The 11,712-nt window shown below is 66.1% G+C and carries 10 protein-coding genes; 6 read left to right on the top strand and 4 right to left on the bottom strand.

Annotated elements, in window-relative coordinates; genetic code table 11:
- Positions 1 to 270: 270 nt before the first annotated feature.
- Positions 271 to 2,067 (bottom strand): 2-isopropylmalate synthase, encoded by a 1,797-nt coding sequence (leuA, locus tag ACFXKN_RS33165; protein WP_378961504.1) that lies wholly within the window; start codon positions 2,065 to 2,067, stop codon positions 271 to 273.
- Between the two features lie 287 nt (positions 2,068 to 2,354).
- On the opposite strand from leuA, the gene ACFXKN_RS33160 reads away from it, so the two are divergent.
- The 3 genes from ACFXKN_RS33160 (at position 2,355) to ACFXKN_RS33150 (ending at position 6,030) form a co-directional block, all read left to right on the top strand.
- Positions 2,355 to 3,122 (top strand): sulfite exporter TauE/SafE family protein, encoded by a 768-nt coding sequence (locus ACFXKN_RS33160; protein ID WP_378961509.1) that lies wholly within the window; start codon positions 2,355 to 2,357, stop codon positions 3,120 to 3,122.
- Between the two features lie 301 nt (positions 3,123 to 3,423).
- The gene (locus ACFXKN_RS33155) at positions 3,424 to 5,034 is read left to right on the top strand and encodes a GMC oxidoreductase (protein WP_378961515.1); all 1,611 of its coding nucleotides are present in this window, start codon (positions 3,424 to 3,426) and stop codon (positions 5,032 to 5,034) included.
- A gap of 162 nt (positions 5,035 to 5,196) precedes the next feature.
- Positions 5,197 to 6,030 (top strand): ion transporter, encoded by an 834-nt coding sequence (locus ACFXKN_RS33150; RefSeq protein ID WP_378961521.1) that lies wholly within the window; start codon positions 5,197 to 5,199, stop codon positions 6,028 to 6,030.
- Here ACFXKN_RS33150 and ACFXKN_RS33145 read toward each other — a convergent pair.
- The 3 genes from ACFXKN_RS33145 to ACFXKN_RS33135 all read right to left on the bottom strand — a co-directional run bounded on the left by ACFXKN_RS33145 (position 6,017) and on the right by ACFXKN_RS33135 (position 8,427).
- Positions 6,017 to 7,219 carry a low temperature requirement protein A gene (locus ACFXKN_RS33145; RefSeq protein ID WP_378961532.1) on the bottom strand — a complete coding sequence of 401 codons (1,203 nt, stop codon included), beginning with the start codon at positions 7,217 to 7,219 and terminating at the stop codon, positions 6,017 to 6,019. The genes ACFXKN_RS33150 and ACFXKN_RS33145 overlap by 14 nt on opposite strands.
- 77 nt (positions 7,220 to 7,296) lie before the next feature.
- A complete protein-coding gene (locus ACFXKN_RS33140) occupies positions 7,297 to 7,755 on the bottom strand; it encodes an SRPBCC family protein (RefSeq protein ID WP_378961542.1) in 459 nt (152 codons plus the stop codon).
- Between the two features lie 99 nt (positions 7,756 to 7,854).
- Positions 7,855 to 8,427, bottom strand: a complete 573-nt coding sequence (locus ACFXKN_RS33135; RefSeq protein ID WP_378961554.1) for a TetR/AcrR family transcriptional regulator — start codon at positions 8,425 to 8,427, stop codon at positions 7,855 to 7,857.
- 71 nt (positions 8,428 to 8,498) lie between these two features.
- Here ACFXKN_RS33135 and ACFXKN_RS33130 point away from each other — a divergent pair, with 71 nt between their 5' ends.
- The 3 genes from ACFXKN_RS33130 to ACFXKN_RS33120 all read left to right on the top strand — a co-directional run bounded on the left by ACFXKN_RS33130 (position 8,499) and on the right by ACFXKN_RS33120 (position 11,513).
- Complete coding sequence (locus tag ACFXKN_RS33130; protein WP_378961564.1) at positions 8,499 to 9,074, top strand: dihydrofolate reductase family protein; 576 nt, start codon at positions 8,499 to 8,501, stop codon at positions 9,072 to 9,074.
- A 135-nt stretch (positions 9,075 to 9,209) separates the two neighbouring features.
- Positions 9,210 to 10,475 (top strand): aspartate kinase, encoded by a 1,266-nt coding sequence (locus ACFXKN_RS33125; protein ID WP_378961573.1) that lies wholly within the window; start codon positions 9,210 to 9,212, stop codon positions 10,473 to 10,475.
- Between the two features lie 3 nt (positions 10,476 to 10,478).
- Positions 10,479 to 11,513, top strand: coding sequence for an aspartate-semialdehyde dehydrogenase (locus tag ACFXKN_RS33120; protein ID WP_378961600.1), 1,035 nt, complete (start codon positions 10,479 to 10,481; stop codon positions 11,511 to 11,513).
- The last annotated feature ends 199 nt before the right edge of the window (positions 11,514 to 11,712 follow it).

The raw sequence follows: 11,712 nt of genomic DNA, 5'->3' as shown, positions 1-11,712 counted from the left end.
AGCGCTAACCGGCGACCCGGCCGCGGACCGGCCACTTCGTGGCCGCCGCTCCCCAGGGGTCGCGGGTGCGGGGTTGGGAGTGCGGTCATGGCGGATTTCAGGAGTGCCGTGTGGCTGGGTTCACTGGGGTGCGGTGTTGCTGGGGTGCGGTGTGGCTGGGTTTGTTGGGGTGCGGGTGTGGGCGGGTTCGCCGGGATGCGGTGTGGCTGGGTTCGCTGGGGTGCGGTGTGGCCGGGTTCGCTGGGGTGCGGACCCGGCCGACTTGCCGAACTACTGGGCTGCGCGGTTCACGGCCGAGACGACGGCCCGCAGGGAGGCGGTGGTGATCGAGGTGGCGATGCCGACACCCCACACGACCTTCTCGCCGATCGCGACCTCGACGTAGGCGGCGGCCTGCGCATCGTCACCGGCGGACATGGCGTGCTCGCTGTAATCGAGCACCCGCACATCGAAGCCGACGGTCGCGATCGCGTCGACGAACGCGGCCAGCGGGCCGTTGCCGGAACCGCTGATCTCCTGCTCGGCGCCCTCGACCTTCACGGTCGCCACGATCGAGTCGACGCCACCGTCGGTCTCGGCGGCGGTGACCTTCTGCTTGATCCGCTCGAGCGGCATGATCGGGTTCAGGTACTCGGTGGCGAAGACGTCCCACATCTCCTTGGGCGTCACCTCGCCGCCCTCGCCGTCGGTGATCGCCTGGATGGCCTGCGAGAACTCGATCTGCAGGCGACGCGGCAGCACCAGCCCGTGATCGGTCTTCATGATGTAGGCAACGCCGCCCTTGCCGGACTGCGAGTTCACCCGGATCACGGCCTCGTAGGTGCGGCCGACATCCTTCGGGTCGATCGGCAGGTACGGAACCTCCCAGACGATGTCGGACACGTCGGCGTCCTGCGCGTCGGCGGTGGCCTTCATCGCGTCCAGGCCCTTGTTGATGGCGTCCTGGTGGCTGCCGGAGAACGCGGTGTAGACCAGATCGCCGCCGTAGGGGTGACGTTCCGCGACGGCCAGCTGGTTGCAGTACTCCACCGTGCGACGGACCTCGTCGATATCGGAGAAGTTGATCTGCGGGTCGATGCCGCGCGAGAACATGTTCATGCCCAGCGTTACCAGGCAGACGTTGCCGGTGCGCTCGCCGTTGCCGAACAGGCAGCCCTCGATGCGGTCGGCGCCGGCCTGGTAGCCCAGCTCGGCGGCCGCGACGGCGGTGCCACGGTCGTTGTGCGGGTGCAGCGACAGCACGATCGAATCGCGGCGGGCCAGATTGCGGTGCATCCACTCGATCGAGTCGGCGTACACGTTCGGCGTGGCCATCTCGACGGTCGCGGGCAGGTTGAGGATCAGCGGCTTCTCGGGAGTCGGCGCGATGATCTCGGAGACCGCGTCGCACACCTCACGGGCGTAGTCCAGCTCGGTGCCGGTGTAGGACTCCGGGCTGTACTCGTAGCGCCACTCGGTGTCGGGGTAGCGCTGCTCGATCTCCAGGCACAGCTTCGCGGCATCGGTGGCGATCTTCTTCACCGCGTCGCGCTCGGCGCGGAAGACCACGCGGCGCTGCAGGATCGAGGTGGAGTTGTAGAAGTGCACGATCACGTTCGGTGCGCCGGCGCAGGCCTCGAAGGTGCGCTCGATCAGCTCGGGGCGGCACTGGGTGAGGACCTGGATGGTGACGTCGGCGGGGACAGCGCCGTCTTCGATGATCTCGCGGACGAAATCGAAATCGGTCTGGCTCGCGGCCGGGAACCCGACCTCGATCTCCTTGTAGCCCATCCGCACCAGCAGGTCGAACATGCGGCGCTTGCGGGCCGGGCTCATCGGGTCGATGAGGGCCTGGTTGCCGTCGCGCAGGTCGACGGCACACCACGCGGGCGCGCGATCGATGATTTTGTCGGGCCAGGTGCGGTCCGGAACCGTGATCGGCTCGACCTCTTCGGCGAAGGGGCGATACCGGAACGACGGCATCGAGGAGTTCTTCTGGGTGTTCCAGGCGGGCTGGTCGGCCGGTGCGGGTTTGCCGGGGGCCGTAATGGTGCGCGAAGCGGATACGAATGCGTCAGCCGAGGACATGCAAGTTTCTCCGTGGGTGTGAAGGATTCCCTGAATGGGAGCGGGTCGACCGGCGCGTTGGAACCCCGCGACGGGAGCCGGTCCGTATCAGGACCCGTCGCGGCGGCCGAGAAGAAGAGCCCGCTGCAGCATGATCCTTCGAGCTTACCGCGTGCCCACCCTCGCTCGTAAGCGGCCTGGAGAATCCACCTAGTTGATTTTGCTCACCAGTTGACCAGTACGGTTTCCCCCATAACGCACGCTTGTACGGACCCGCGCGTCCGACGAGACGTACCAAAGGAATTCGAATGACTTGGTTACAACAGGTGGCCATCTTCGCCGCGGGTATCGCGGCGGGTGGCATCAATACGATCGTCGGATCGGGCACGCTGATCACCTTTCCCACGCTGCTCGCTTTCGGGTTGCCGCCGGTGACGGCGAATGTGTCGAACACGATCGGGCTCGTTCCCGGCTCGGTGAGCGGGGCTATCGGATATCGGCGCGAACTACGAGGGCAGCGGTCGCGACTGCTGCAACTGGGCATCGCGTCGCTGCTCGGCGGCATCACGGGCGCGATTCTGCTGTTGACGATGCCGGCGGAGGCGTTCAAGGCGATCGTCCCGGTCCTGATCATCGTGGCGCTGATCCTCGTTATCGTGCAGCCGCGGCTGGCCGCGTGGGTGAAGAAGCGCCGGGAGGGCGGTGAGTCGGCGGCGCCGGAGCACGGTGGCCCGATTCTGCTGATCGCGGTGTTCGCCACCGGCATCTACGGCGGCTACTTCGGGGCTGCCCAGGGCGTGCTGCTGATCGGTCTGCTCGGGGTGTTCGTGCACGAGGACATCCAGCGGCTCAACGGCGTGAAGAACGTCCTCGCCCTGATCGTCAACGGGGTGTCGGCGGTGATCTTCATCGCGATCGCCGAGGTGGACTGGCAGGTGGTCGCGTTGATCGCGGTCGGCTCGATCATCGGCGGGCAGCTCGGCGCGAAGGTCGGGCGGAAGTTGCCGCCGAATGTGCTCAGAGGGGTGATCGTGGTGGTCGGCACGATCGCGGTGGTGCGGTTGTTGACCAGCTGATCCACGTTCGGTAGTCCCAGATGGTTTGACGCTGTGTTTTTGGAGCGCTGGCGCGCTCGAGTTCACGGCCCTGTTGGGTCGCCGATCAGCACTCGAGACTAGAGCCTTCGGCTCAGCGCTTTCGAGCGCTGATCGGCGACCCGCCGCGAACCGCCGCTTCGCGGCGGACCCGCCTCGAGGTCGGGTCGTGCGGGGCTGAGTGTGTGTGGTGACATTCGACAAATGTGGGTACTACCGGGCGATATCCGGTAGTTGCGGGGTATTCTTCGCGTCGGCCATGCGTGATGAGGGAGGTGGCCTGGTGCACAGACGTGCCTTTTTCAAGGCGGCGGGACTGGCGGCTGTTGCCGGTGCCGCGGGAACGACGCTGACCGGCGCGCCCGCTTCGGCGGATCCGCGCGAGGCGATGTTCCGGTCCTGGGTGCCGGAGATCTTCGCCCCGATTCCGGACGCGCCCGCGCACTCGCCCGCCATCGTCATCGGCTCCGGCTTCGGTGCCGCGGTGACGGCGCTGCGCCTGGCCGAGGCCGGCATCGCCAATACCGTGCTCGAGCGCGGTTCGCACTGGCCCAACGACCCGTGGCGGGAGATCTTCACCGGCGACGATCTGCCCGATGGCCGCGGATTCTGGCATCGCACCAGCTTCACCGGCGTCACCAAGGTGCCGATGAGTTTCAGCGCGTTCGGCGGGGTGCTGGATGTGACCGAGTATTCCGGGATCGATGTGTGGCGGGCCGCCGCGGTCGGTGGCGGATCGGTGATCTTCACCGGGGCGATGGTGGCGCCGCAACGCAGGCTCTTCGACCAGGTCTTCGGTGGTGTGGTCGACTACGGCGAGCTGGAAAGCGTGTACTACCCGCGGGTGCGCCAGATGCTGCGGCTCGACACGATGCCCGCCGACATCTACAACTCCTCGCCGTTCGCGCACTCGCGCGCCTGGGACGACCAGGTGCGCGCGGCCGGTTACCAGCCGCTGCCCAACGATTCGATCTTCACCTGGGATGTGCTGCGCAGCGAGCTCGCGGGAACCTCCCGTGCCTCGGCCACCTCGGCCCGCTCGAACCTCGGCAATTCCAACGGCGCCAAGTTCGATCTCAATCAGAACTACCTGCGCTACGCCCGCGAGACCGGCAAGTCCCAGATCTTCCCCGGCCACCGCGTCGACGCCATCGCCCAGGAGGCGAGCGGCAAGTTCGTGGTCGCCGTGTCGAAGCTGACCCCGAGCGGCCAGGTACTGAGCACCCGCAACCTGACCTGCGACAAGCTCTTCCTCGGCGCGGGCTCTGTCGGCACCTCGGAGCTGCTGGTCCGCGCCCAGGCCACCGGCACACTACCCAACCTGAACGAGCACATCGGCGACGGTTTCGGCACCAACGGTGACGTGGTGCTGGCCCGCGGCGCGAGCGCTATCGCGGGCCACGGCCAAGGTGTGCCGAGCGCCAGCCGGATCTACGACGAATCCAGCGTGCCGCTCACCCTGGAGAACTGGTACATCCCCGGTATCCCGTTCGAGACCGGCGCGCTGGCCTCGCTCGGCATGGTTCTCGACCCGAGTCGCGCCCGCTTCGGCTATCACGCCGCGACGGGCGGCGTCGGCCTGAACTGGTCGACGGGCACCCAGCACGCGGTCGCCGCAGCGGCCCGCGCGGTCGACCACCGGATCGCCGAACGCGCGGGCGCGGTCGCCGAATACAGCGCGCTCGGCTACGACGCCAACGCCCAGTTCACCGCGCATCCGCTCGGCGGCGCGGTCCTCGGCAAGGCCACCGACGCCTTCGGGCGCGTCCACGGACACCCCGGCCTCTATGTGATGGACGGTGCCGCGATCCCCGGCAGCACCGCGACAGTCAACCCGTCCCTGACCATCACCGCACTGGCCGAACGCAATATCGAGGCAGTGCTGCGCGGCTGAACACGCCACCGACCGGCGTCGGCAACTCCCCTCGCCGCGCCGGTCTACCAATTAGCGTGGGAAAAGCACTAGGCGACCCCGCACCGCCTCGATGAGGTAGCCGGGGTTGCCTGCCATGCCCGAACTCGCGGATTCAGCCGCCAGAAATACAGGAGCGACCAGTTGGCTTCACCGGGGATCGAACGGGTCGAGGCCCTGCCGGACGTACGCTCGAAAACGCCAACGCTGCGTACCGATATCTTCATGCTGATCCTCGCGATCATCTCGGTGGTGCTGGTCGTGTGGATCACCTTCTTCGACGTCAGCGAGCCGACCTATCACGCGATCGTCATCGTCGACACATCGATCTGCGCGATCTTCCTAGTCGAGTTCCTCTGGCGCTGGCGGCGGGCGGGCTGGCCGTGGTCGTACCCGTTCATCTACTGGTACGAGATCCTCGGCATGATCCCGGTGACCAGCCCGCTGTTCCGCGGGTTCCGGCTGCTGCGCATCGTGGTGATCGTGATCCGGCTCGGCCGGGTGGCCGATCGGGCGCTGGGGGAGCGGGTCACCGCGACGATCGTCAACCGGTTCGTCGGCACGATCGTCGACGTCATCAAGCGCCCGATGACGATCGCGATCCTCGACGAGGTCTCCAAGGTCCTGCGCGCGGGCCATTACACCCAGAACATCGCCGCCGCGCTCGAGGAGAACCACGCCGAGGTCGACCAGCTGATCATGGACCTGATCAAGAACGACCCGCAGACCGGCAAACTGCGCTACGTCCCGTTCCACGACGACATCATCCGGCTCGTCGCCGACACGGTCTACCGCATGCTGCGCCAGCTGCTCGACGACCCACGCACCGACGAACTCGTCGCCGACATGCTGCGGGAGAACCTCGACCAGATCAACGACGCCGTGCGCGCCGGGGTGCGGGTTCCGCCGTCGCACCGTGGGGCGACGCCCGCCGAGCACGGCGTGCGCCACCACCTCAGTCAGATCAAGCGTGTCTGATCTGGTCGCGCGGCTGGGCGAATCGCAGCGTCTCGAAGACCACCAGCGCGGCCAGCAGCGCGCACAGCAGGGTGAGCGAGGCGAGCGCGGGCAGGTGCGCGGCGAACGGGATGAGCGCGAACAGCAATACGGCGACCACCACGCGTTCGGCCGACAGTGACTTGGTCGCATAGTATTTCGCGAACGTGATGCCGAGCAGGAACAGCGCCGGACCGCCGTAGAGCGCGCCGAGCGGGATGCCGTACAGCGGGTCGGTGAGCGTGTGATGCGACGAGTCGCCGACGTAGTACAGCACCTTCTTCAATCCGAGCGAGAGGCCGATGATGCCGACGATCATCGGAAAATGCCCGTACATGTAGGTGTTCTGGGCGATCTTGATCTGCCGAGCGTCCTTGGCATGGGCGAAGGCGTGCTCGATCGAGATCGCCGCGACATCGAAGTACAACCACCACAGCAGGCCCGAGATGGCCAAGCCGAGCATGGAACCGAGTGCGATCGGCCAGGAGATGGGCAACCCGGCCACCCCGATGCCGATCGAGACGATGGATTCGCCCAGCGCCACGATGATGATGAGCCCGTAGCGTTCGGAATAGTGCTTGGCCGAGTTGAGCCGCCAGTCGGTGCCCGCCGCCCAGGTCCACAGCATGTCCCCGACGATCGCGGCGAGCCACAGCAGGATCTGGGTGAGACCGGTCGTCATCGCGGCGACGACCAGCAGCGTGGTGCCGACGGTGATCGAGCCGAGCGCCCAGCGCAGCAACTGCTTGCGCAGCTGCGCATCCCCGGCGCTGATCGTCCAGAACACCGTGACGTGCACCAGTCGCACGATCAGGTAGGCCACCGCGAAGACCAGCGGACCGAACCAGCCACCGGAGAGATCGGCGAAGGCCTCGGGAATGGTGAGCGCGGCCAGGAACGCGCCGCCCATCGCGACGAACATCGCGACCCGCGTGATGCCCTCGTCGGCCCGCACCACATTGCCCAGCCACGAGTACGCGATCCACAGCCACCACATCAGGGCCAGGACCAGTGTCGCCCGCAGCATGTTCGCGGCGGTCGTCTCGTTGGCGGCCAGCGCGGTGACCATCGTGAACGCGAAGACGATCACCAGGTCGAAGAACAGCTCGAGCTGGGTCACCGAGTTCTCTTCGGTAACGGGCTGGTACCGGGCCCGCCGATTTCCGATCATGCGCCAATCGTCGCACCCCCGGCCGCGATTCGCGCGGACAGAAAATCGACGACGCGATGGTTTCGCCGACGGCGCAACTAGCCGGCCGCGTAGCCCCCGACCTCGGGGTACCGCTCGGCGAATTCGATGAAGTTCGCGACCGTCTCCTCGTGCAGCTTGCGCAGCGTGCGGTTGAACAGGATGCCCGGAATGGGCAAGGGGAGCGAGAGCTCCACGTGGTAGTCGACCTCGGTGCCCTCTGGAGTGTCCAGCAGCTCGATCCAGCCGCCGCCCTTGGAACCGCGACTGCTGTCGACGACCCGCCACGACGACCGGTACTGCTCCCAGGTGTACTCGAGCACCTGGGCGTCGGAGTTGCCCATGAAGTGGGCGGTGGCGAAGACCCGGCGTGGCCTGCCGTCGGCATCCCGTGGCCCGACCCGGACATCGCTGAGCGAGGTCGACCACTCCGACATCAGGTCAACGGCCAGTAGTGCGTCCATCACTTGGTCGATCTCGGCGTCAACGGTGAATCGGATGTCGATCTTCGAGCGCATCTGTGTCTATCCTCCGAACCCCCGCAGCTTTCGCGCCCGATTGTGCACAGTCGTACTAGTGATCGTCAACACGTCTATGGTCTGGACATATGACCGGGGTCAGCTGCATATCACACGCTCTACGGCTGTTTCGATCAACGCCATGCTCTGATTCTCGGTGAAGATTCCGGGCAATGTGAGATGTTCGACAATGAGCCAGTTGAGCGCCAGATAGAGCAGTAGTACCGACTCCGCGTCGCCGGGCAGGCCGGATGCCAGATGGTTGCGCACGTTGAAATCGATGTCGGCGCGGACCCGTTCGGTGAGCACTTCGCGCAGTTCGGGGCGGCGGGTGGCCTCGAGGCGGAGTTCGAGCAGCGCGAGATAGGCCTTGCGATGCGATTCGATGCGTCCGACCACCTCCTTCATCAGTGCCGTGATGTTCTCGATGTTCTTCGGCCCGTCGCTGACCAGGGCCATCGTTTCCTCGCTCGGCTGCACCACCTCGTAGAAGCGCACGCCTGCCTGGGTGAGCAGCTCGTCGCGATTGGCGAAGTAGTTCGACGCCGTGCCCGCGGGCACGGCGGCCTGCTTGTCCACGGCACGGAAGGTGAGGCCGCGGGCGCCTTCGTCGGCGAGGACGTCGATTGCCGCGTCGAGCAGGGCTTGCCGACGTTCGGGATTAGTTCGCACTTGACACCACTCCATCCGTAGTACTACGTTGAAACCACTTCAATCAGAGTACAACACCTGAGGCGGTAACCATGCGAAAGCTTGTCTACTACATCGGCGTCTCGATCGACGGCTACATCGCCGGCCCCGGCGGGGAGGCGGAGTTCTACCCGGTCACCGACACCTACGCGGCGGCGCTCGGTGCCGAATTCCCCGAAGCCATCCCGACCCACCTGCGCGCGAGCATCGGCATGGACGTCGATACGCCGAACAAGAACTGGGACACCATCCTCATGGGGCGCGGCACCTACGCCCCGGCATACGACGCCGGCATCGCGAGCCCGTTCGCCCATATGAAGCAGTACGTCTTCTCGTCCTCGCTCGGTCCGGTCGACGATCCGAACGTCGAGGTCGTCACCGGCGACCCGGTCGAACTCGTCCGGGAACTCAAGCAGCACGACGGTCTCGACATCTATCTGTGCGGCGGCGGCAACCTGGCGGGCCAGTTGGTCGATGAGATCGACCAACTGATCGTGAAGAGCTACCCGGTCGTCGCGGGCGACGGCATCGCGGCCTTCACCGGCGTCTTCAAACCGACATCCTTCACCGCGGTACAGCGCAAGGAATTCGACAACGGCGCGCAGGTCACCTGGTTCGATCGAGCGTGAATCCCATGGTTATCCACAGGTGACAAGCCTGTGTCGTTTTCCACAGGCAGGGTAGGTAGCAGCAAAACCGGTGGCCCGAGCCCGGTACTCTTGGTCGCTGATACCAACCTGACACTCGATCGTGAAGGACCTGCTGTGGCTCTCGTAGTTCAGAAGTACGGAGGATCCTCGGTGGCCACCGCCGAGCGGATCCGGCGCGTCGCTGAACGGATCGTGGAGACCAAGAAGCAGGGGCACGACGTGGTAGTCGTGTGCTCGGCCATGGGTGACACGACCGATGAGTTGCTCGATCTCGCGGAGCAGGTGGCCCCGGCGCCGCCCGCGCGCGAGATGGACATGCTGCTCACCTCGGGTGAGCGCATCTCTAATGCCTTGGTGGCCATGGCTATTCACACTCTCGGCGCCGAGGCCCGCTCGTTCACCGGCTCGCAGGCCGGCGTGATCACCACCGGCGCGCACGGCAACGCCAAGATCATCGACGTGACCCCGGGCCGCCTGCAAGAGGCCCTCGCCGAGGGGCAGATCGTGCTGGTGGCGGGCTTCCAGGGCGTGAGCCAGGACAGCAAAGACGTCACCACACTGGGCCGCGGCGGTTCCGACACCACCGCCGTCGCGCTGGCCGCGGCGTTGAAAGCCGATGTCTGCGAGATCTACACCGACGTCGACGGTATCTTCTCCGCCGACCCGCGCATCGTGCCCGACGCCCAGAAGCTCGACAAGATCTCCTACGAGGAGATGCTCGAGATGGCGGCCTGCGGCTCGAAGGTGCTCATGCTGCGCTGCGTGGAGTACGCGCGCCGCTACAACGTTCCCGTTCATGTTCGGTCGTCCTACACCGACAAGATCGGCACCACTGTTTTCGGATCGATGGAGGACATTCCCGTGGAGCAGGCAATCCTGACCGGCGTCGCGCACGACCGCAGCGAAGCCAAGGTGACCGTCGTCGCCCTACCGGACGAGCCGGGCTACGCCGCCAAGGTGTTCCGCGCGGTGGCCGACGCCGAGATCAACATCGACATGGTGCTGCAGAACATCTCCAAGGTCGACACGGGCAAGACCGACATCACCTTCACCTGCCCCAAGACCGACCTGGTCCGCGCGGTGCAGATGCTTACCGCGCGTCAGGACGAGATCGGTTTCGCCGAGATCCTCTCCGACGATCACATCGGCAAGGTTTCTCTGGTCGGTGCCGGGATGAAGTCGCACCCCGGCGTCACCGCCACCTTCTGTGAGGCGCTGGCCAACGCGGGGGTGAACATCGATCTGATCTCCACCTCGGAGATCAGGATCTCGGTGCTGGTGCGCGATACCGAACTTGATGAAGCTGTCCAGGTGTTGCACAAGGCATTCGATCTCGGCGGCGACGAAGCCGCTGTCGTCCACGGCGGAACGGGGCGTTAAGCAATGGGTGTACGTGTAGGTGTTGTCGGTGCGACCGGTCAGGTCGGCGCCGTCATGCGCAAGCTGCTCGAAGAGCGCAACTTCCCGGCTGACGAGGTGCGGTTCTTCGCATCCGCTCGCTCGGCGGGCAAGACGCTGCCGTGGCGCGGTGGCGAGATCGTTGTCGAAGACACCGAGACCGCTGATCCCTCGGGTCTTGACATCGCGCTGTTCTCGGCCGGTGCCACCATGTCGCGCGTGCAGGCCCCGCGTTTCGCCGCGGCGGGCGTCACCGTGATCGACAATTCCTCGGCCTGGCGCAAGGATCCCGATGTGCCGCTGGTGGTGTCGGAGGTCAACCCCGAGGCCACCCGCAACCTGCCCAAGGGCATCATCGCGAACCCGAACTGCACCACCATGGCCGCGATGCCGGTGCTCAAGCCGCTGCACGACGTGGCCGGTTTGCAGCGCCTGATCGTCTCGAGCTACCAGGCTGTTTCGGGTAGCGGGCTGGCCGGCGTGGAGGAGCTCGCCTCGCAGATCCGCGCGGTATCCGCCGATGCGGAGAAGCTGGTGCACGACGGTTCGGCCGCTGAGTTCCCCGCGCCGAACAACTACGTCGCGCCGATCGCCTTCAACGTGATCCCGCTGGCCGGTGCCCTGGTCGACGACGGTTCCTTCGAGACCGACGAGGATCAGAAGCTGCGCAACGAGAGTCGCAAGATCCTCGGGCTGCCCGATCTGCTGGTGAGCGGCACCTGCGTGCGGGTTCCGGTCTTCACGGGGCACTCGCTGTCGATCAATGCCGAATTCGCCGAACCGCTTTCGGTGCTGCAGGCCAAGGAACTGCTGGGCAAGGCGGCGGGTGTGCGGCTGGTCGACGTGCCGACTCCGCTGGCCGCCGCGGGCCAGGACGAGTCTCTTGTGGGACGGATTCGCCAGGATCCGGGTGTGCCTAGCGGTCGTGGTCTCGCACTGTTCATCTCGGGTGACAACCTGCGAAAAGGTGCCGCTTTGAACACGATTCAGATCGCGGAAGTTCTGCTCGCCAACCGCTGATTGTTCGGTAGTCCCGGATGGGGGCGGAGCCCCGGGGTTTGGTAGTCCCGGGGTGGGTTGTGTGGCAGAGCTTGGGGTTCGAGTAGTCCCAGGCAGGTTTGACGCTGTGTTTATTGGCGCGCTGGCGCGCGCGTGTCCGCGGCCCTGAGGGGCCGCCGATCAGGGCTCGAGACTAACGCCTTCGGCGTAGCGCTTTCGA

The sequence above is a fragment of the Nocardia sp. NPDC059195 genome, assembly GCF_042754695.1.
Taxonomy (GTDB): Bacteria; Actinomycetota; Actinomycetes; order Mycobacteriales; family Mycobacteriaceae; genus Nocardia.
Note: the sequence above shows the minus strand (reverse complement) of the source record. Positions and strands in the feature narration are given on the sequence as shown.